At 57.9% G+C, this 20,433-nt stretch carries 19 protein-coding genes; 16 read left to right on the forward strand and 3 right to left on the reverse strand.

All coding sequences use genetic code 11. The features are described 5' to 3' along the window. Window positions 1-869 precede the first annotated feature (869 nt). Entirely contained in the window at window positions 870-3,032 is a 2,163-nt protein-coding gene (locus tag H586_RS0113180) for a methyl-accepting chemotaxis protein (RefSeq protein WP_027182295.1), read from the forward strand. 213 nt (window positions 3,033-3,245) lie between these two features. Here the strand turns inward: H586_RS0113180 and H586_RS0113190 are convergent, their stop codons facing one another. The 3 genes from H586_RS0113190 to H586_RS0113200 all read right to left on the reverse strand — a co-directional run bounded on the left by H586_RS0113190 (window position 3,246) and on the right by H586_RS0113200 (window position 5,767). Continuing rightward, window positions 3,246-4,115, reverse strand: coding sequence for a choline utilization transcriptional activator (locus tag H586_RS0113190; RefSeq protein WP_011369024.1), 870 nt, complete (start codon window positions 4,113-4,115; stop codon window positions 3,246-3,248). 301 nt (window positions 4,116-4,416) lie between these two features. Beyond that, on the reverse strand, window positions 4,417-4,683 hold the full coding sequence (locus tag H586_RS0113195; protein ID WP_011369023.1) for a hypothetical protein: 267 nt from the start codon (window positions 4,681-4,683) through the stop codon (window positions 4,417-4,419). Window positions 4,684-4,687: 4 nt separating this feature from the next. Next, entirely contained in the window at window positions 4,688-5,767 is a 1,080-nt protein-coding gene (locus H586_RS0113200) for a membrane protein (protein WP_011369022.1), read from the reverse strand. A gap of 938 nt (window positions 5,768-6,705) precedes the next feature. On the opposite strand from H586_RS0113200, the gene H586_RS21250 reads away from it, so the two are divergent. The 15 genes from H586_RS21250 (at window position 6,706) to H586_RS0113280 (ending at window position 20,341) form a co-directional block, all read left to right on the forward strand. Continuing rightward, window positions 6,706-7,332: a BMC domain-containing protein gene (locus tag H586_RS21250; RefSeq protein WP_011369021.1), complete on the forward strand. Its 627-nt coding sequence runs from the start codon at window positions 6,706-6,708 to the stop codon at window positions 7,330-7,332. A gap of 81 nt (window positions 7,333-7,413) precedes the next feature. Then, the gene (locus H586_RS19280; RefSeq protein ID WP_081701854.1) at window positions 7,414-8,922 is read left to right on the forward strand and encodes an aldehyde dehydrogenase family protein; all 1,509 of its coding nucleotides are present in this window, start codon (window positions 7,414-7,416) and stop codon (window positions 8,920-8,922) included. A gap of 31 nt (window positions 8,923-8,953) precedes the next feature. Further along, on the forward strand, window positions 8,954-11,494 hold the full coding sequence (gene cutC / locus H586_RS0113215; protein WP_011369019.1) for a choline trimethylamine-lyase: 2,541 nt from the start codon (window positions 8,954-8,956) through the stop codon (window positions 11,492-11,494). 56 nt (window positions 11,495-11,550) lie between these two features. Further along, on the forward strand, window positions 11,551-12,483 hold the full coding sequence (gene cutD, locus H586_RS0113220; RefSeq protein WP_011369018.1) for a choline TMA-lyase-activating enzyme: 933 nt from the start codon (window positions 11,551-11,553) through the stop codon (window positions 12,481-12,483). A gap of 49 nt (window positions 12,484-12,532) precedes the next feature. Next, a complete protein-coding gene (locus H586_RS21170) occupies window positions 12,533-13,156 on the forward strand; it encodes a BMC domain-containing protein (RefSeq protein WP_027182296.1) in 624 nt (207 codons plus the stop codon). 4 nt (window positions 13,157-13,160) lie between these two features. After that, window positions 13,161-14,621, forward strand: coding sequence for an acetaldehyde dehydrogenase (acetylating) (locus H586_RS0113230; protein WP_011369016.1), 1,461 nt, complete (start codon window positions 13,161-13,163; stop codon window positions 14,619-14,621). 54 nt (window positions 14,622-14,675) lie between these two features. Then, entirely contained in the window at window positions 14,676-14,960 is a 285-nt protein-coding gene (locus H586_RS0113235) for a BMC domain-containing protein (protein ID WP_011369015.1), read from the forward strand. A 292-nt stretch (window positions 14,961-15,252) separates the two neighbouring features. After that, complete coding sequence (locus H586_RS19285) at window positions 15,253-15,957, forward strand: phosphate propanoyltransferase (protein ID WP_034619297.1); 705 nt, start codon at window positions 15,253-15,255, stop codon at window positions 15,955-15,957. Then, on the forward strand, window positions 15,938-16,759 hold the full coding sequence (eutJ, locus tag H586_RS0113245; RefSeq protein ID WP_011369013.1) for an ethanolamine utilization protein EutJ: 822 nt from the start codon (window positions 15,938-15,940) through the stop codon (window positions 16,757-16,759). Before H586_RS19285 ends, eutJ begins: the two co-directional genes overlap by 20 nt. 10 nt (window positions 16,760-16,769) lie before the next feature. Next, window positions 16,770-17,363 (forward strand): hypothetical protein, encoded by a 594-nt coding sequence (locus H586_RS0113250; RefSeq protein WP_027182297.1) that lies wholly within the window; start codon window positions 16,770-16,772, stop codon window positions 17,361-17,363. Between the two features lie 13 nt (window positions 17,364-17,376). Beyond that, window positions 17,377-17,652: a EutN/CcmL family microcompartment protein gene (locus H586_RS0113255; protein ID WP_011369011.1), complete on the forward strand. Its 276-nt coding sequence runs from the start codon at window positions 17,377-17,379 to the stop codon at window positions 17,650-17,652. A gap of 1 nt (window position 17,653) precedes the next feature. Further along, the gene (locus H586_RS0113260) at window positions 17,654-18,202 is read left to right on the forward strand and encodes a BMC domain-containing protein (RefSeq protein ID WP_011369010.1); all 549 of its coding nucleotides are present in this window, start codon (window positions 17,654-17,656) and stop codon (window positions 18,200-18,202) included. A gap of 3 nt (window positions 18,203-18,205) precedes the next feature. Next, window positions 18,206-18,556, forward strand: a complete 351-nt coding sequence (locus H586_RS0113265) for a hypothetical protein (RefSeq protein WP_011369009.1) — start codon at window positions 18,206-18,208, stop codon at window positions 18,554-18,556. A 22-nt stretch (window positions 18,557-18,578) separates the two neighbouring features. Beyond that, window positions 18,579-18,860 carry an ethanolamine utilization microcompartment protein EutM gene (gene eutM, locus H586_RS0113270; protein ID WP_027182298.1) on the forward strand — a complete coding sequence of 94 codons (282 nt, stop codon included), beginning with the start codon at window positions 18,579-18,581 and terminating at the stop codon, window positions 18,858-18,860. A 371-nt stretch (window positions 18,861-19,231) separates the two neighbouring features. Next, window positions 19,232-20,341 carry a 1-propanol dehydrogenase PduQ gene (locus H586_RS0113280; protein ID WP_011369006.1) on the forward strand — a complete coding sequence of 370 codons (1,110 nt, stop codon included), beginning with the start codon at window positions 19,232-19,234 and terminating at the stop codon, window positions 20,339-20,341. Window positions 20,342-20,433 lie beyond the last annotated feature (92 nt).

The raw sequence follows: 20,433 nt of genomic DNA on the forward strand, positions 1-20,433 counted from the left end.
TGATGCCGCATGGCTGTTTTGTGCAGTCCGGAACTTTGTATCCGGCGCCGCGCACGCCATGCGGCATCGGTCCTTCGGAGAAAGCGGCAGTGTGCCTGCGTGATGATGCAGGCGCGCTGCCGCTTTGTGCTGCAGATGCAAATATGGAACCGGCTGAGGCTCCTGCCTCATGAACAGCCCGTCAATCGGGCCTGTTATGTCAGTGCCGCGTTGCCGCGGTCGGGTCTGATGCGTAAACGTTTCTGCGTCCTGCCGTGCATCTTCATGTTTCCGGCGCACCGCCCCACAGGCCGCCATCCGGCACGGGGCATCCGGCGTACTGTGTGCTGTCCGCAGTGGAATCTGCGGGGCACGCAATGGCCGTCCTGTTTTCTGCTGCAGTCTTCCGCCAGTGCTCCCTGACAGCATTTCTGGCGGCTGCGGCTTTTCCCGCGTGGTTTCGTGCTGTTGCCTGTATTCTTCTGCCCCATGTTTGCGGGCGGCAGCGTTTTGCTGCTGCCTTTTTTCATTTCTGCTTTCCCATGATGTTCATGCGACAGGGCCGGTGCACATCCGGCGCGTATCGGCAAGCGCCTGTCCGGCATGGGCGCCCGTCACTCCGCGGGGGCACATGCGCCGCCTGCCCGGAAGTGGATGCCGGGCGGTGCCTGTGCGGCTTTATGGGGAGTTGCCATCAGCGCGGGGCTGTCTCCTGTGTGCCGGTGGCTGAGGAAAAAATATCAGCGAGCGGCACGCAGCTTTGCTGTATACTGACAAAACTGCCTGCACTGCGCGGGTATGGCCGGCAGCTGCCGATGCAGACTGTGTGCGGTACCGGACAGAAGGTTGGGGCTATGGGCCGAAAGCGGTTTTACAGCGGAGATAGCGGTATGCTGAAGCATCTTGGTTTGAAATGGAAAATAATGGTTATTCTGGCGGTGGTAGTTCCGGTGATACTGGGGCTGACATGGTACCTGACCGGAACATTTATGAAGCTGATGGAACGGACAGCCGGTGAGCAGAGTTTTGAAATTGCTTACCGTTATGCCAATAAAATAGACGCAGACATGAGCCTTGCCATGCATTCGGCACGGTCCGTGGCGCGTCTGACAGAGACCATGATGGGGCATGAGGGGCGTTTTACCCGCGAAGCCCTGCGTGACGGCATGGAAAATTTTCTGCGGGATCATCCCAACCTGCTGAGCATCTACGCCGCCTTTGAGCCCGATGCGCTGGACGGTGCCGACTCCCGTTACATGAACAGTCCGTATCATAACAGCGACGGGCGCTTTGTGCCCTGGGTGCACTATCAGGGCGGGGCCATAGTGACGGAACCGTGTACCGGATACGAAAAAGATAACGCCGACAGTGTCTGGTATCATCTGCCGCGCAAGACGGGCTCAGAAGTGGTTATGGAGCCGTGGGCGTATGATCTGGGCGGAGAAAAAGTGCTGATGGTCGAAATGGTGGTGCCGCTCAGGAAAAACGGCAGCTTTGCAGGGGTAATTGGTGTGGGGCTTCCTATGGGCACCATTGACCGTTTTGTGCGCGAAATAACCGTGTTCGGCTCCGGGTATGGTTTTCTTATTTCCGCCGCGGGCACATATGTGGCGCATCCTCAGACGGATCTTGTTGAAAACAAAGTAAATATTTTTGAGCAAAAAGATGTATCGCCTGAACTCAGGGCCGGGCTGCGCAAGGTTCTGGAGGGCGGCGATTTTTCTCTGAAGACGGAGGAGGACGGGGCGCCGTTTCTGCTTACCTTTGTGCCGGTGTTCATAGGCAGGGCCGAAACGCCGTATATCTTCGGCATTAAAGTCCCGCTCAATGAAGTGTTGGCGGGGGCTTTCTCCATGCGCAACTATGCCCTGCTGGCCGGTTGCGGCGCCACCATACTTATTCTGCTGCTCATCCTGTATGTCGCGCGCGTCATTTCGTTGCCCATCAATGCAACGGTGCATGCCGTGGAACAGATATCTTCGGGAGACTTTTCTGTCCGGCTGCCTGCGGATTCGAGAGATGAAGTGGGCAGAATGCAGGTGGCCGTCAATGACATGGCTGCCGAGCTTGCGCGGAACATGGATGAAATACGCAGGCAGCAGACCGCTGCGGAAGAAAAGACCAAGCTTGCTGAAGAAGCGACGCAGCAGGCGTATGAAGCCCGCAGACAGGCGGAGCAGGCCCGCCGGGAAGGCACACTGCAGGCCGCGCGTCAGCTTGAGGAGATTGTCGCGCATCTGTCTGTGGCGTCAGAGGAAATATCTGTTCAGTCGCGCGAAATCAGACAGGGGTCTGAGGTGCAGCGCGAGCGCATAGCCTCGACAGCCACTGCCATGGAAGAAATGAACGCCACAGTGCTTGAGGTGGCAAGGAACGCGGGCGAAACCGCTGATCAGGCCAAAACTTCGCGCGATAATGCAATGGAAGGAGCCGGAGTGGTCAACCAGACCATGGAGGCCATGCAGGCCATCAAGCGCAATGCGGACGGATTGAGCCTGAATATGAACCGGCTGGGCGAACAGGCGCAGTCCATCGGTACCATTATGAACGTTATCGAAGATATAGCCGACCAGACAAACCTGCTGGCGCTGAACGCCGCCATAGAAGCCGCCCGCGCGGGCGATGCCGGACGCGGGTTTGCCGTGGTGGCGGACGAGGTGCGCAAGCTGGCGGAAAAAACCATGGGGGCCACCAAGGAAGTGGGGGACTCCATACGGGCCATCCAGCAGGCTGCCAGCCAGAACGTGCATGCCATGGAATCAACCGTGGAACATATAGATGCGGCCACCAGACTGTCTTCGCGTTCGGGTGAGGTGCTGGCGGCCATCGTAAGCGGTGTTGAACAGTCTGCGGACAGGGTGCAGAGCATCGCAACCGCCGCGGAACAGCAGTCCGCCACATCGGAAGAGATAAACCGTGCAGTTGAGGAGATTAACCAGATTACGCTGGAAACAGCGCGCGCGGTGGGAGAAGCCACGGTTGCCGCCGAAGAGCTGGCCCGTCAGGCGCAGCAGCTCAGCATGATTGTGGAAGAAATGAAAAGTCAGGAATAGACATCGTGCGGTGCGGGGCCCGTATCCGCCCGTGTTCACCCGTATCCGCCCGTGTCCGGCACATTTTGATAGTGCAGGGCGTTTGGGGCCGGCCATTGCGGATGATACCCGGATGTCTGTACATGGTGGAAAAAGAAGCGGACGCGGTGTTACGGGTGCTGCGGCTGCAGAAAGAAAAGCCCGCACTGCGCAAGCAGTGCGGGCTTTAAGTTATCAGAGCTCGTCTTCCTGTTCCGGCACGACGACTGTCTGCCGTGATGCCTTGATCATTATTTCGGTGACGAATTTGGCGGAATTTCTGGTTGTCCAGTAGTCTGTCACATAGCGTTCGTACGATTCATCGCCCAGCGTGTATCCGTGCTGACGGGCCCAGCGGCGTATCTTTTTGTATGTCTCGGCAATGTCTTCGTGCGGGCCGATGTGGTAGCAGGCCGCCATCATGTGCCCGCCCATATCGGTGGTGTATTCATCGTGGCAGGGCATCAGGGTTTTCTGCAGTATCCTGACGGGCTGTTCTTTGTCCTTCATGCGGGCTGCATGTGAGGAAAAGTTGAGAATGACCGGCCCTGTTATTTCGTTATTCAGGCTTTCCACATAGTTGGTGAAGTCTATGTTGATGATGGCCGCCTTGATGTTGGTGTCATATGTCTGGTTCAGAAACAGATACCGCGACGGCTCAATATACTTGATGGAGACTTCCTGAATGTTGTTGTCAATGACCATCTCCGCTTCCAGAATCAGGTCATACCAGTCTTTTACAGACATGTGCTTGCGTCTGATCTCTTCCTGCTCTTTTTCCAGCTCCTGAATTTTGGAAAGAAAAGAATTGCGGATGGCGCGGTAAACGTTGGCTGTGCTGCCTTCGATAAATTCGCGCATTTCGTCGAGCTTGAAGCCCATCTGTTTGTAATATTTGATTACAGGTACAGCCAGAAGCGATTCGTGCGTATAGTAGCGATAGTTGTTGTAGTCCTGACGCTGCGAGGTGATAAGGCCGATCTTGTCATAATAGCGCAACGCCTTTTTTGAGATGTTGCAGATCTGGCTGACATCGCCGATGGAATATTTCGTCTGCTGCTTCACAGCCTGCTCTCCTTGTCAGTAGACGCTGCGCTTGTCGCATGAAATTGCACCGCACTGCAATTCCGGCAGACGGCAAGTTATAATGGTATCACTCACCGTTGTGCGCAACGTATCCGTTCAGTTGGCAAACCATAATCAGGACGGCTTCCGCATCAGTATGCTCTCGTCTATTCCCCGTGGTCAGCAGAAGCCATCTGCGGGCGGCATGTTTGCGCCCATTCTAGCACATGCGCCGTCATGTAAAAAAGGGGGCCGCCCCGTGCGGGACAGCCCCTTATGACATGCGGCAAGGGCGCGCCGATCAATCCTTGATGTAGCGGTTGATGGTGGCTGCACCTTCTTCGTGAGCGCGGAAGTACACACGCAGCTCATTGCTTTCGTCCATATCAAAGCGGGATTCTTCCAGAAGACCGTTGGCTTCTGCCGTCATCAGCGCGCTGAGAATGGAATCTTTCTTAAATGCCTTGAAGTGTCCGTACTGGTCTTTCAGGGCTTCCATAATTTCGCAGGCGCTGGCTTCCTGCACCTTGGTGACGTGCTTCAGAATAGCGTAGTTGAGCGGTTTCATCGCGTTATCCGTTCCTTTTTTTCAGCAGGTCCATGGGGTTCATCGAAATAAGGAAGATGCCGAAGACCATGACAACGGCAGCAGCCCAGGCGATGGGAGGCATGGACCAGCCGTCGTAGCCGAAAGCCACGCCCAGCACAATCCAGCAGCAGAAGGGGCCCCAGAAGGAGAATGTGCCGTTGCAGGCCATGCCCAGTGCGGCACCGCACATGGCGTTGCCCTTGTACCAGAACATGAAGGTCAGGTAGGCGCTCAGTCCGGCCAGTGCAAACCACACCATGGCTTCGCCGTCGCCGAAGGCGGTGGCAACCATGGTCACAGGATTGACGTCGGAAATCATGCTGAAGAGGGGAACAAGAATGATGAGGTTCGAAACTCCGGAAGTGACCTGACGGATGGTGATGCCGATTTCAGGGTCGATCATGGAAGTGCCGTAACCGCATACGCAGCCTTCGATACCCCAGCACAGGGCTGCAATGAAGCCGAAAAGTATACCGGTAAGCAGGCTGGGCGGAGCTTCGGTGCCCATGCCGGTGCTGCCGATCATGGCGCTGGCGCCGAAGCAGATGGCGATACCCAGCAGCATGCGGGCGTTAAGTTCCTGCTTGAACAGGAAGCGGCCCAGAATGGCGCCGATGGCAGGGCACAGCGCGCTGATGGGCACCACGATGGAACCGGCCTGCTGCAGACCCACAACGTAGGCGGTGCTGGCCAGCGGGCCGCCGATAATGGCGGCGACAACCATCACGAAGCCGGGTCTTGTTTTGATGCAGCGCACAAAGTCGCCGAAACGGCCGCGGATACCGGCAATGCCCATGGCCCACAGAGCGCTGGAGCTGTCGGTGGTGGCCGCGCCCAGTGCAGACAGCAGATACATGACGGCAAAGGCGGAGAGGCCGGAATTTTCGCCGTACCATTCCACCCAGACGCCCTTGGACATGCCCAGCGTCATGAACGCGGTGTAAAAGCCGTAAAGCAGACCGGAAAGCAGGGCGATCATGATGCCCTTGCGCCGGAAGTCCGCAGCCAGCTTGTTTTTGGCAACCAGCGCTGCCGGGTTATTCATTACTGCAGTTTGCCCCATTTGATTCTCCTTGCACCTTGGTTGAACATTAAAAACTCCATCCTTCCAGACCCTTGCGATTGCGTGGGGATTCGCAGGGATCTCCAATTATTGGAATAGCATTCCCCTTAAGGGGAAGGTCAACGTCAAATCGTCACGTTGAGGCCGTGCCGCGTCCGGAAGGCATGGTGCAAAGACTAAACATACGAAATTCATTGACTAAAACGCTGGTGAAGAATTGTGAAAAAAATATCTTGTTTGCCCGAACAATCAACAAAAGGTTCCCGCGACCGGAATGTCGCCGCTTTGCGCGCAACCGGGCTGTTTTCTGTGTGGTGCCGGAGCGGGATGTACATGATTGTACCATGTTAATACCATGTAATAATTCGATTAATTTTGCTACCGCGTGCCGGAATACAGCTTGTCATACCGCAGTGTGCAGGTGGATTGTCTGTCCTGTCCGGCAAAAGTGGCGTTACCGTTATTTCAGGCGAAGGGACTCTTTTTTTCTGATTGTTTCACACACTCATGTGCGGTGTTTCCCTGTCTGTAATCATAGAAACGCTCTATTTTGCGTGTCGTTTTCGCATGGTGGAAAAGTTTTTAAATCAATCGGTTATCTGGTGTCGTTCAGGTGCTTTACGCCACTGCCGTACCTGTGGCCGGGGGCGGGCTGCAGGCACAGCGTTCACCCTGGGGGATGGCTCAAAACGGATGGGAGGATGTGTTCAGAAGGAGAAAAACGAGGCTCAGAAGGGGGAAAAAGGGTACAGATTCCGGCTTTTCACGGGCAAATGATGAATGAAAATATATTGTTATATTTTTCTCAAAGTTTTTTCCAAAAGGCGGTTGACTTTCCCCTTTGGGGGAAGGGCTAGGGTTTAGTGAATCTGGGAGAAGTAGACCGGAGGGGGTCTGCTCCGGAAAACAATTTACAGCAAAGCACGAGGTAGCAGCGTATGGGAGAATACATCCGGTACCAGGGCGAAGAGGCGCTGGGGCTTATTGAAACGCTGGGAATGGTTCCGGCCATCTACGGCGCCGACAGCATGCTCAAGGCCGCCAACGTCCAGCTTATTTCTTACGAAAACGTGGGCTCCACACTTGTGACCGTCATGGTCAAAGGTGACGTGGCCGCGGTGCAGGCTTCGGTTGACGCAGGCTCGGTGGCCGCGGCGGGCATAGGCAAGCTGACCGCGCACAATGTCATGCCCCGGCCCATCAGGCCCATCGGCGACATTGTTTCCGTGCATGCCATCACCGACGACGCACCCGCTGGCGACGGCAGCCGCCCCAGAGCCATGGGTCTCATCGAAACGTTCGGCATCGTATACGTGCTTGAAGCTGCGGATGCAATGCTCAAGACCGCAGACGTCGAGCTGATCGGCTACGAAAACGTGGCTTCGGGTTATATTTCAGTTCTGGTGCAGGGTGACGTGGCCGCCTGTCAGGCCGCCGTGGCCGCGGGCGTAAAGGCCGTGCAGGCCATGGGTACAGATGTTTACAGCTCTGTGGTCATTCCCACTCCTCATCCGGATGTGGCCAAGATTACAGCCCGTTACGCCCTTGAGAATCTGCTGCCCTAGTGGTGACGGACAACGGGCAGCAGTGCGCACGGGGCGTTCTGAATGGTCGCCGCAAGGACACAGGAAACGGCAAAGGGGTAGATGATGATTGTCGATAACGATCTGATTTCCATACAGGAAGCCAGAATTCTGGCAGAAAACGCAGGGCGCGCACAGCGGGTTCTGGCCACGTTTTCTCAGGAACAGCTGGACGAGATCGTCGAAGCCGTAGCCGAAGCCGTGGGGGCGCAGGCGCAAGCGCTTGCGGACATGGCGTACGAAGAAACCGACTACGGCAACCCGCATGACAAGGCAGTGAAAAACCGCTTTGTATGCACGCAGGTGCGCGAGCAGCTGCGCGGCATGCGGTGTGTCGGCGTCATCGGACGGGATGAGCACGCACGCACCATGGACATTGGTGTACCCGTAGGCGTCATTGCCGCGTTGTGTCCGGCGACCAGCCCCGTGTCCACAACCATCTGCAAGACGCTCATAGCCGTCAAATCAGGCAACGCCGTAGTTTTTTCCCCTCATCCGCGCGCTGCCAGAAGCATAGCCGCCGCGCTTGATATCATGATTGATGCCGCGCGGGCTCACGGTCTGCCGGAAGGATGTCTTTCATACATGTCCACGGTAACCAAAAGCGGTACCGCCGAACTGATGAACCATCCTGCCACATCGCTGGTCATGCTTTCGGGCGTGCCCGGCATGATAGGGCTTGCGCGCTGCAGCGGCAAACCCGTGATTTACGGCGGCACCGGCAACGGGCCTGCATTTGTCGAACGCTCGGCCGACATCCGCCGCGCCGTGGCCGACATCATGCTCAGCAAGACGTTCGACAACGGTATCGCGCCGTCCGCGGAACAGTCCATCGTGGTCGATTCCTGCATCGAGCGGGAAGTCAGACATGCCCTGCAGGAGTGCGGCGCATACTTCATGACGGACGAGGAGTCCCTGCGGCTGGCGGAGCTTCTTTTCTGTGCCGACGGACGCCACAAAGCCGGCATGGTTGGTGTGTCTGCCCCGGTTCTGGCGCGCAGGGCAGGCATCAGCGTGCCCGACAACGTGCAGCTGCTGGTGGCAGAACGTAAATATGTTTCCGAAGCAGACCCGTATTCAAGGGAACTGCTTTCCCCCGTCCTTGCCTATTACGTGGAGGACGACTGGATGCACGCCTGTGAAAAGTGCATCGAGCTGCTGCTCCACGAACGCAACGCTCATACTCTCGTGATCCATTCCAGTAACGAAGAGGTGATTTTGCAGTTTGCCCTGAAAAAACCTGTGGGCCGTCTGCTTGTAAACACTCCCGCCACATTCGGCGGCATGGGTGTGACCACTAATCTCTTCCCGTCCATGACGCTGGGCAGCGGGTCCGCAGGGCGCGGGATCACCGCCGACAACGTGTCGCCGATGAATCTCATCTACATACGCAAGGTCGGTTACGGCGTGCGGCAGTACACCGGCGCACAGGACGCCGCGGGATACGGTTCCCGCGTTTGCGCCGCGCAGGGCGTCATGGCCCCTCATGACAGCGATTCCAGAAAAATGCAGGCGTTGCACCGGATCCTGATGGAAGCGATCGGGGTCATGGACGGGGCAGCACACAGATGAAGGAACTTATCCGTTAAAGGGAGGATGCAAAGTGGATCTCCAGGACTTTTCACATAAGCTCGCGGAAGCGACAAAGAACCTTACTCCGGCAGAACGTGCTTCGCTGAAGAAGATTTTCGAGGGCGTATCCGCCGAGGTCTTCAGCCAGCCCGCTCCTGTATCCGCCGTGGCAACAGGTGCAGAATCCGGCATTCCCGACGGGCCTACGCCCCGTCACGTCAAGCTGAAGGAAAACTTCCTCAAGCAGGTGCCCAGCATCACCGTTCAGCGCGCTGTGGCCATCACCAAAATCGCCAAGGAAAACCCCGGTCTGCCCAAGCCGCTGCTGCGCGCCAAGACTTTCCGGTATTGCTGCGAAACCGCCCCGCTGGTCATTCAGGACCATGAGCTTATCGTGGGTTCGCCCAACGGTGCCCCGCGTGCCGGTGCGTTTTCTCCGGAAGTGGCATGGCGCTGGCTGCAGGATGAGCTGGACACCATCGGCTCACGTCCTCAGGACCCCTTCTACATTTCCGAAGAAGACAAAAAAGTGCTGCGGGAAGAGGTGTTCCCCTTCTGGCAGAACAAGTCCGTGGATGAATTCTGCGAAGGTCAGTACCGCGAAGCCGACCTGTGGGAAATGTCCGGCGAATCTTTCGTGTCCGACTGCTCCTACCATGCGGTGAACGGCGGCGGCGACTCCAACCCCGGTTACGACGTAATTCTGATGAAGAAGGGTATGCTTGATATCCAGCGTGAAGCCCGCGAAAAGCTGGAACAGCTGGATTACGCCAACCCTGAAGACATCGATAAAATCTACTTCTACAAGTCCGTCATCGAGACTGCCGAAGGCGTGATGATATACGCCAGGCGTCTGTCGGCCTATGCCGCCGAACTGGCAGCCCGGGAAACCGACCCCCGCCGCAAAGCCGAACTGCAGAAGATTTCCGAGGTCAACGCCCGTGTGCCCGCACATGCGCCTTCCAACTTCTGGGAAGCCATTCAGGCCGTGTGGACCGTGGAATCTCTGCTGGTGGTTGAAGAAAACCAGACCGGTATGTCCATCGGCCGTGTTGACCAGTACATGTACCCCTTCTACAGGGCAGACATCGATTCCGGCCGTCTGACCGAGTACGAAGCTTTTGATCTGGCCGGCTGCATGCTGGTGAAGATGTCTGAAATGATGTGGATCACCAGCGAAGGTGCTTCCAAGTTCTTTGCCGGGTACCAGCCTTTTGTGAACATGTGCGTGGGCGGCGTGACCCGTGAAGGCCACGATGCCACCAACGACCTTACCTACATGCTGATGGATGCCGTGCGTCACGTGCGTATCTACCAGCCCACGCTGGCCACCCGCGTGCACAACAAGTCTCCGCAGAAGTATCTGAAGAAGATTGTGGACGTTATCCGCTCCGGCATGGGCTTCCCCGCGGTGCATTTTGACGACGCGCACATCAAGATGATGCTGGCCAAGGGCGTGAGCATTGAAGATGCCCGCGACTACTGCCTGATGGGTTGCGTGGAACCGCAGAAATCAGGCCGTCTGTACCAGTGGACCTCCACCGGCTACACCCAGTGGCCCATCTGCATCGAACTGGTGCTCAACCACGGCGTGCCGCTGTGGTACGGCAAAAAGGTAACCCCCGACATGGGCGACCTGAGCCAGTATGACACCTACGAAAAGTTCGAAGCCGCCGTTAAGGAACAGATCCGCTGGATTACCAAAAACACCAGTGTGGCCACCGTCATTTCACAGCGCGCTCACAGAGAGCTTGCCCCCAAGCCGCTCATGTCGCTGATGTATGAAGGCTGCATGGAATCGGGCCGCGACGTTTCTGCCGGCGGTGCCATGTACAACTTCGGCCCCGGCGTGGTCTGGAGCGGTCTTGCCACCTATGTGGACTCCATGGCCGCCATTAAAAAGCTGGTCTACGACGACAGAAAGTACACCCTCGCGCAGCTCAACGAGGCCCTGAAGGCCGACTTTGCCGGGTACGATCAGATTCTGGCCGACTGCCTTGCCGCACCCAAATACGGCAACGACGATGATTACGCCGACATGATCGCAGCCGATCTGGTGCACTTCACCGAAACCGAGCACCGCAAGTACAAAACTCTGTATTCCGTGCTCAGCCACGGTACGCTGTCCATCTCCAACAACACGCCTTTCGGCCAGCTGCTCGGCGCCTCCGCCAACGGCCGCAGAGCGTGGATGCCTCTTTCCGACGGCATCAGCCCCACACAGGGTGCGGACTACAAGGGCCCCACAGCCATCATCAAGTCCGTTTCCAAAATGGCCAACGACAACATGAACATCGGCATGGTGCACAACTTCAAGCTGATGTCCGGCCTGCTGGATACCCCCGAAGGTGAAAACGGCCTGATAACGCTCATCCGTACCGCCTGCATGCTGGGCAACGGTGAAATGCAGTTCAACTATCTTGATAACGAACTGCTGCTGGACGCCCAGAAGCATCCGGAAAAATACCGCGACCTCGTGGTGCGCGTGGCCGGATACAGCGCCTTCTTCGTGGAGCTGTGCAAGGACGTTCAGGACGAAATCATCAGCCGTACCATGCTGCATGGTTTCTAATTAAGCCATGGTAATGCCCTCGGGATTTGAGAACCGCAACACACAGAGACGACACCGTGATTGAAAGAAAAGCACTGATTTTCAACATACAGAAATACAACATGTATGACGGTCCGGGCGTGCGGACTCTGGTGTTCTTCAAGGGGTGTCCCTTGCGCTGCAAGTGGTGCTCAAATCCCGAAGGGCAACTCCGGCAGTATCAGGTTCTGTACAAGGAGAACCTGTGTGTGCACTGCGGAGCCTGTGTGCCTGTGTGCCCTGCGGGCGTGCACACTATCTCTGCCTCCACATTGCGCCACGGGTTTGCGGAAGGAGCACAGTGTATCGGCTGCCGCCGGTGCGAAGATGTCTGTCCTTCCTCTGCGCTTGCCGTGGTGGGCGAGCAGAAAACCATATCGGAACTTCTGGAAGTCATCGAAGAGGACAGGCCTTTTTATGAAACCTCCGGCGGCGGGGTGACGCTGGGCGGCGGCGAAGTGCTCATGCAGCCCGAGGCGGCCGTGAACCTGCTGGCTGCCTGCAAGCAGCACGGCATCAACACCGCCATCGAAACCTGCGGCTATGCCAAACAGGAAGTGGTCATGAAGGCTGCCCAGTATGTCGATCTCTTTCTGTACGACGTCAAACATATCGATTCCGCAAGGCATTACGAACTGACCGGCGTGCGTAACGAGCTGATTCTGAGCAACCTTACCTGGCTGCTGGAAAACAAGCACAATGTGAAAATACGGGTGCCGCTGCTGCGCGGGGTCAACGACAGTGAAGACGATCTGCGCGGACTGGTCGAGTACCTCAGACCGTATCAGGATTACAAAAATTTCAAAGGCATAGACTTGCTGCCCTACCACAAGATGGGTGTGGGCAAGTACAAGCAGCTGGGCTGGGAATACCCCATTGAGGGCAACCCCGCACTGAGCGATGCCGACCTTGAACGTGTCGAGGCCTGCATCCGCAAATATGACTTTCCGGTTTCGGTGATCCGCCACTGATGGAAACACACAGTTCACACACCTGCTGTGAACGGGGAGAATCACGTTTATGACGGCACTCGGGCTTATAGAAACAAAAGGACTGCTTGCGGCGGTGGAAGCGGCTGATGCCATGCTGAAAGCCGCTGATGTGCGCCTTTTGGAAAAGAACCTCGCAAGCGGGGGCCTTGTGACCATCACCGTGGCGGGCGAAGTGTCCGCCGTGCGGGCAGCAGTTGACGCGGGTGTATCGGCTATCAGGCGCGTCAACGCCGCCTCGCTTGTTTCAGAGCATGTCATCGCCCGTCCTGACGAAGGAGTGAGCCGCGTCGTGTCTCTGGTACCTCCGGCTGCCGTGCCGCCCGCCGCACCGCCTGTACAGGCTCCCGCGGGGGATTCCGGCGCACAGCAGCCCGCACAAGAAGCAGCGGAGGCAGAACCGCAGACCGGCACCACCGTTGAAGAACAGACTCCGGCTGCTGTTGAAGCAAGTCCGGCGCCGGCAGCCGCCGCCCCCCGTACGGAAACGGTCCGGTACGAAATTTCGCAACTGAAGAAGATGAACGTCAGCAGGCTGCGGCAGGTTGCCCGCGGGGTGAGCGGTCTTTCCATACCCCGCGAGGCGGTCAAATCTGCGAACAAAAAAGATCTGATTGACGCGATCATCAATTCATACAGGCAGATAGAGGAGTAGTCCCATGGTAGACAAGGATTTATTGTCCATTCAGGAAGCCCGTGCGCTGGTGCGCGCCGCCCGTGTTGCTCAGGCTGAGTACGCTCAGCTGGGTCAGGAGCGCGTGGACGCCATCGTCAAGGCGATTGCCGATGCCGCCGCCGCTCAGGCAGAGCAGCTCGCCGCACTGGCAGTGGAAGAAACCGGCTTCGGCAAGGTGCAGGATAAAAAGCAGAAGAATATCCTCGCCAGTGAAAAGCTGATCGAAGCCATCAAGGATATGAAAACCATCGGCGTGCTGAACGACGACAAGGCCAGAAAGGTCGTCGAGATAGCCGTACCCATGGGGGTCATCGCAGGGATTGTTCCCTCCACCAACCCCACGTCTACGACCATCTACAAGTCCATTATTTCGCTGAAGTCCGGCAACGCCATTGTGTTTACGCCGCACCCCAGCGCAAAGAAGTGCATCGGCAGAACCGTGGAAATCATCCGCCGCGTGCTGCATGACTGCGGCGTGAGCGAAGATCTGGTGAGCGTCATGAGCGTGCCCACCATTGAAGGCAGCGGCGAGCTGATGCGTCAGGCCGATCTTATTCTGGCCACCGGCGGTCCCGGCATGGTCAAGGCCGCATACAGCTCCGGCACGCCCGCTCTGGGTGTGGGCGCCGGCAACGTGCCCGCCTTCATTGAGCGTACCGCCGACATCGAAGACGCCGTGGCAAAGATTTTTGCCAGCAAGACGTTTGACAACGGCACCATCTGCGCTTCTGAGCAGTCCATCGTCACCGAAGCCGTCATCGCCGACAAAGTGCGCGCAGCGCTGGTCAGAAACGGCGGTTACTTCCTCGAAGGTGAAAAGCTGGAAAAGGTCAAGCGCGTCATGGAGCGCGGCAACGGCTCCATGAACCCCGCCATAGTGGGCCGCGACGCCCTGCACATTGCTAAACTGGCAGGCATCGAAGTTCCTGCAGGTACCCGCCTGCTTATTTCCGATGAGCCCGGCGTGGGACCCCGTTACCCCTTCTCCAAGGAAAAACTGACAGCTCTTCTCGGCTTTTACGTTGTGGAAGACTGGAAGGAAGCCTGCGAAATGTGCCACGCCCTGCTGAAAAACGGCGGCATCGGCCATTCGCTTGCCATCCATTCGCGCAATGAAGAAGTCATCCGTGAATTCGGCATGAAGAAGCCCGTTTCGCGCATGCTGGTAAATACGCCCTCAACGCAGGGTGCCGTGGGCCTTTCCACCTCGCTGTTCCCCTCGTTCACGCTGGGTTGCGGCGCCGTGGGCGGCAGCTCCACTTCCGACAACGTCACGCCGCTGAACCTGATGAACGTGCGCCGCATCGCGTACGATCTGGGCACCGTGTGCTGCCAGCCCGCCGCACCGGCAGCCTGCGCGCAGCCTGCATCGTCTGCCTCGTCCTCCATTGACGTGCAGGCCATCACGCAGCTGATCGTGGAACAACTGAAAAAAATGGCCTAAGCCCCGGCTGTGGCTTGTAACAATATATAAAAACAGACTTTTAAGGAGAATAGCATGTCCTCTTCCAACGCACTCGGTATGATTGAAACCAGAGGTCTTGTGGGCGCAGTAGAAGCAGCTGACGCCATGGTGAAGGCCGCAAACGTCACCCTGATCGGCCGTTCGCAGGTGGGCGGTGGTCTGGTGACCGTGATGGTCCGCGGCGACGTGGGCGCAGTGAAGGCTGCAACCGACGCAGGCGCAGCTGCCGCCAACAATGTGGGCGAGCTGGTAAGCGTGCACGTGATTCCCCGTCCCCACAGCGAAGTGGAAATGATTCTTCCCAAGGTGGAAGGCTAACCATTCCGGCTCACGGGTGCCCCTGCGGAGATTCTGTCCGCCGGCGGTAATCCCGTGACGTTACCGGGCTGCGGAGGAGGCATCTCCTCCGCGCCCGGCTGAAAGCGTCCTTTGTGTTTTCATAGGTGCCGCAGGCGCACCCCGGACGCACACGCACCATGCGCATAAAAAGGCTGTCCGCATGGCAAGCGGCTGACACACTTTTTACAAGACGGCCATAACAGCGGAAACCGGACAGCAGGCCCACAGCGGCCGCATCAGATGCCGGATCATATTTGTAAGCGGAGCTATCATGAACGAAAAAGCCATGCAGGAAGCCCTTGAGGGCGTTATCCGCAGCGTCATGGATCAGTTGGGGAGCCGCGGCGGTGAAGTTTCCGCCTGCGGCGTGAACACGGATGAAGAAATTCCCGTGGAGCTGTCGGCGCGCCATGCCCACCTGAGCGAAGAAGACGCCATTGCCCTGTTCGGCGGGCCGCTCACCCCTGTGCGCGAACTTTCCCAGCCGGGACAGTTTCTGTGCAAAGAGCGTGTACGGCTTATCGGTCCCAAAGGCGTCATCGACAACGTTGCGGTGCTCGGTCCTTCGCGCGGCCGTTCACAGGTAGAAGTTTCCAAGACCGACGCCCGCATTCTGGGCACATCGGCCCCTGTGCGTCAGTCCGGTGACGTGGCGGGCACTCCGGGCATCATTCTCGCTTCGCAGGACGGTATTGTGGGGCTGGAAGAAGGTCTGATCGTCGCCGCCAGGCATATTCACATGTCTACCGAAGACGCCGCCCGCTTCGGTGTGCACGACAACGATCTGGTCAGTGTCCGGCTTGAAGGCGAACGCCCCCTCATTCTGGAAGACGTGCTGGTGCGTGTCAGCGATTCGTTCAGGCTGGCCATGCATATCGACGCCGACGAAGGCAACAGCTCCGGCTGGAACAAGAGCGTCAGCGGCAGAATAGTGGGCAGAAAGTGCGGAGCGGATAATGGACTTTGCCGCTATTGATAAGCAGATAAGCGCGCTCGAGGCGTGCATAGATTCCACTGTGGAGGTCACCCCCGGCGAACAGCTGTCCGTCGGGGTCGACCTGGGTACGGCATACATCGTTGTGGTGGTGCTTAATGCCGCAGGCAGTCCTGTGGCCTGTGCCATGGAGTTTGCGCAGGTCATCAAGGACGGACTGGTGGTGGATTATGTGGGTGCCACCCGCATTGTGCGCCGGCTTGTGCAGCAGCTGGAAGAACGTCTGGGCAGGCAGCTGACCCATGCGGCCATTGCCGTGCCGCCCGGCACCGGCCACAAAGACAGCAACACCCACCGCCATGTGGTGGAAGGGGCAGGGCTGGAAGTGACTGCGATTCTGGACGAACCCACGGCGGCCAATGCTGTTCTGGGTGTGCAAAACGGAGTCATTGTGGACATCGGCGGCGGCACTACCGGACTTTCGGTCATAGAAGACGGCAAGGTCACCTATGTGGCGGATGAACCCACCGGCGGAACTCATGTTTCCCTCGTGCTGGCAGGAAGCTACCGCATCAGCTTTACCGAAGCCGAAGAACTGAAAAAAGATCAGGATCGCCAGCGCGAAATTTTGCCCGTGGTGCGTCCCGTTATTCAGAAGATGGCTTCCATTGTGAACCGCCATATCGAGGGTCGCGATATTTCGGCCATCTATCTTGTGGGCGGCACATGCTGCCTGAAAGATTTCGAGACGGTGTTTGAAAAGGAAACCGGCAGACCCGTGTACAAGCCGGCCAATCCTTTTCTTGTAACGCCGCTGGGCATAGCCCTGAACTGCAACGCGTAGGAGCACATACGTGGATGTCAACGAACTGGCAGCAGCCATAGCCCGTCAGGTACTGCAGCAACTGCGGGAAACTCCGCGGAAAACCTGTGTGATGGTGCTGGAACAGCGCGATGCGCATCTTGCCGAGATGGTCAGAGGCTATCTGGGAGAAGATGCCGACCTGCTGTTCTGCGGTGAAGACACCGCAGGCAGAACGCCGTCGCGCTACATCCTGCCGTATGTGACATGCACCGAAATGGCTGATCTGGCAGCGGGCCGCGCCCAGACGCCTGTTCAGCAGGAAGTTCTCAGACTGCTGCTGTCCGGCGTGCCGGTCGAAGCGCTGGAGTTCGAGTACAAAACCTACGCCGAAACGGCACCGGGACCGCTTTTCAGCCTGTATCAGGCATACGAGAAAACGCTGGCCTCTTACGGCCTGAGACCGTTTGCGCATAAAGCGCCTGACGCGGTGCGGCACTGGCAGAATCTTGTGACCGCCCCCGTGGTGGAACAAGCGGCACAGACAGGTGCCGCCTGCCTGTGTGTGCGCCGCGATGCAGTGATTACGCCGCTGGCGGCGGAAGCTGCAAAAAACCTGAACATCAGCATACACAGACAGCTGTGAGGGTGGTGAACATATGATTATCGGCAAGGTGATCGGCAATGTGTGGGCCACGCGCAAGGAAGACGCCCTCAACGGACTGAAGCTGATGGTGGTGCAGCGCGAAGACGCCTGCAGCCGCAGCAGCCATGAAAGTTTTGTGGCCGTGGACTGTGTGGGCGCCGGAACGGATGAGCGTGTTCTTGTGGTTACCGGCAGCTCTGCGCGCAAGGCGCTGGGCAATCCCGATGCCCCTGTGGATGCCGCCATTGTGGGTATTATCGACGAAGTGAAAATTAGACCGGAGAGCTAGAGTGGATACGCTGGGGCTGGTTGAAAGCAGAAGCATCGCCGCCGGAGTGAATCTGGCGGACGGCATGGTCAAGGTGGCGCAGGTGGAACTTGTGCGCGCCGGCACCATCTGTTCCGGCCGCTACTTTATCTGTCTCGGGGGCGACAGGCAGGCCGTGCAGACGGCTGTCAGCCATGCGGAACAGTCCGGCAGCGCGCTTGCCGGCAGCTACGTGATTTCCGGCGTGTCGCCGCAGGTGCTGGCGGTGCTTAAAAAAAGCGTGCAGCCCGGTACCCCGGGCGCGCTGGGCGTTGTGGAATGCCGCACTGTTTCCGCCGGTATTGCCGCAGCGGATGCCGCGGTCAAACGCTCCGGCATCAGTCTGCTGCGTCTTGTGACAGGGCAGGGCATCAACGGCAAATCATATTTCGTGTTCAGCGGTGATGTAGCATCTGTGCAAGAAGCCGCAGACGCTGCAAAAACAGCTTTGGGCAGGCATCTTATCGAGTCGGTGGTCATAGCCAGACCGGACGCCTCGGTCGTCAGGGCCCTAACAAGCGGTGTGAGGTAAAGAATGAAAAAGAAACTTGTAGGGGTGGAGTGCCTTAACGAGTACATCTGCCAGTCCAGCAACAAATTGTATGCAGACAGCTCGGTTATTCTGACGCCCGGCGCCAGGGATGAACTGAGCAGACGCGGTGTGACCGTGGTGTACGGCCCCCGCCCCGAATCGGGCGAAGCACCTGCCGCCTGCCCGCCCGGATGCACGTGCCCGGCCTGCACCGCCGCAAAGGCGGACAGCGGACTTGAACAGCTTCTTTTTGCCGTGGCGGCCATGCTGAAGACCGAATACGGCATAACCGACCCTGAAGAGCTGAAGAACCTCAGCTGTCAGGCACTCAGAACCATCAAAGCGAACCTTTAAGTCGTAAGGAAAACTGGAGGACATAATGATGAATGCTCTTGGTATGATAGAGACCAAAGGTCTGGTTGGCGCAGTGGAAGCTGCCGATGCCATGGTAAAGGCTGCCAATGTTGAACTGATCGGCCGCGAACAGGTGGGCGGCGGTCTGGTGACCGTGATGGTGCGCGGAGACGTGGGTGCCGTAAAGGCCGCCACCGACGCCGGTGCAGCAGCCGCAGGCCGCGTGGGCGAACTGGTCAGCGTGCACGTTATTCCCCGCCCGCACAGCGAAGTGGAACTGATTCTGCCCAAGCGTTCCAAATAGATGACCGTGGGGCGTACATGTCGGGGACTCCCGCCGCGTGTGCGCCTGTGTGAAGATGCTGGACAGAAAGAGCACCGGCACATGCAGGGCATACCCTGTCCGCCGGCCTGCCTGAACGGCATCAGCCGGGAGTAATTTTTACATGCCTGCCCGATTCCCGACCGGCAGCAGCCGGTTTTCTGACGGCCGTGACAGCATTGCTGTGGCGTCGCGGCCGTCAGAAACCGCTCCGGCCCGCAAGGGCGGGCGCAACGGCGCAGCACACGGCCCGCATTGTCCGCATGGTGCGCGGACAGCCGCAGACGGCACGGCCGCAGTATGCCGCCGCAACATAATCAAATGCTCAACAATCGTATATTAAGGGGGCAAGGGTGACACAGTTCTACGGAAAAACAAAAATCTGCTATGGCGAAGATGCCCTTGAGACCCTTGAGCGCCTTCCCATCAAGCAGGCGTTCATCGTCACCGATCCGTTCATGGTGAAGACCGGTTTCATCGACAGGCTCATAAGCCATCTTGATCTGGGCGGCATCCGTCACCGCGTGTTTGACGGTGTGGAGCCGGATCCTTCGCTGGAAACAGTCACCAAAGGTACCCACCTGTACATGCAGGATCATGCCGAAGCTGTCATAGCGCTCGGCGGCGGTTCTGCCATCGACGCGGCCAAGGCCATAGCCTTTTTTGCCAGCAAGGTTGATACCTCGCGGCCGCGGCCCATTCTGGTGGCCATTCCCACCACCAGCGGCACCGGGTCTGAAGTCACGGCCATATCGGTTGTGACGGACAAGGTGAACGAGGTGAAGATTCCGCTCAATGACGAACAGCTCATTCCCGATCTGGCCATCCTTGATGCGCGGTTCACCCGTACGCTGCCCCCCTCGGTGACTTCCGTCACCGGTATGGATGTGCTGACGCATGCCATTGAAGCATATACCTCGCGCAAGGCAAACGCGTTTACGTCCATCTACGCGGAATATGCCATCAGGTATGTTTTCGAATATCTGCCCCGCGCGTACCGCTGCAGCGACGATATGGAAGCCCGTGAGAAAATGCTGCTTGCCTCCTGCATGGCAGGTATGGCCTTCAACAACAGCGGGCTGGGCATCACCCACAGCATAGCGCACAGCCTCGGCGGTATTTTTCATGTGCCGCACGGGCTTGCCAATGCCGTGGTGCTGCCTTTCGTCATTCAGTTCAACAGCTTTGACGCTGCGGTGCAGTACCGCGAAATCGCACAGATGCTGTCTCTGCCTGCCGGTTCGGTGGGCGAGGGCACCCAGAGCCTTATCAAGGCCGTGCGCGAACTGAACGAATCCATGGGAATACCCAACAGAATAGGTGCTCTTAAAATAGAAGAGAGTGCTTACCGCCAGCATGCCGATGTCATCGCCAGAAACGTGCTGGACGATATATGCACCGCAGGCAATCCGAGAATGCCTTCGCGGGCCGATATCAGAATGCTGCTGGAACAGGCATGGTAGACGCGGTGCCGTAAAGGTACCTCGGGCACAGATATACGCGCGTGTAGCTGTGTGACGACCGGAATCACGCAGACCATGAAAAGGGGAAGACG

The organism is Oleidesulfovibrio alaskensis DSM 16109 (assembly GCF_000482745.1).
Classification (GTDB): Bacteria; Desulfobacterota; Desulfovibrionia; order Desulfovibrionales; family Desulfovibrionaceae; genus Oleidesulfovibrio; species Oleidesulfovibrio alaskensis.

Coding starts and splice junctions, on each gene's coding strand:
- H586_RS0113180 (WP_027182295.1), top strand. CDS start 870: ATGCTGAAGCATCTTGGTTTGAAATGGAAAATAATGGTTATTCTGGCG.
- H586_RS19280 (WP_081701854.1), top strand. CDS start 7,414: ATGATGATTGTCGATAACGATCTGATTTCCATACAGGAAGCCAGAATT.
- H586_RS21250 (WP_011369021.1), top strand. CDS start 6,706: ATGGGAGAATACATCCGGTACCAGGGCGAAGAGGCGCTGGGGCTTATT.
- H586_RS0113265 (WP_011369009.1), top strand. CDS start 18,206: ATGAAAAAGAAACTTGTAGGGGTGGAGTGCCTTAACGAGTACATCTGC.
- H586_RS0113200 (WP_011369022.1), bottom strand. CDS start 5,767: ATGGGGCAAACTGCAGTAATGAATAACCCGGCAGCGCTGGTTGCCAAA.
- H586_RS0113255 (WP_011369011.1), top strand. CDS start 17,377: ATGATTATCGGCAAGGTGATCGGCAATGTGTGGGCCACGCGCAAGGAA.
- H586_RS0113235 (WP_011369015.1), top strand. CDS start 14,676: ATGTCCTCTTCCAACGCACTCGGTATGATTGAAACCAGAGGTCTTGTG.
- H586_RS0113195 (WP_011369023.1), bottom strand. CDS start 4,683: ATGAAACCGCTCAACTACGCTATTCTGAAGCACGTCACCAAGGTGCAG.
- H586_RS21170 (WP_027182296.1), top strand. CDS start 12,533: ATGACGGCACTCGGGCTTATAGAAACAAAAGGACTGCTTGCGGCGGTG.
- eutJ (WP_011369013.1), top strand. CDS start 15,938: ATGGACTTTGCCGCTATTGATAAGCAGATAAGCGCGCTCGAGGCGTGC.
- H586_RS0113230 (WP_011369016.1), top strand. CDS start 13,161: ATGGTAGACAAGGATTTATTGTCCATTCAGGAAGCCCGTGCGCTGGTG.
- H586_RS19285 (WP_034619297.1), top strand. CDS start 15,253: ATGAACGAAAAAGCCATGCAGGAAGCCCTTGAGGGCGTTATCCGCAGC.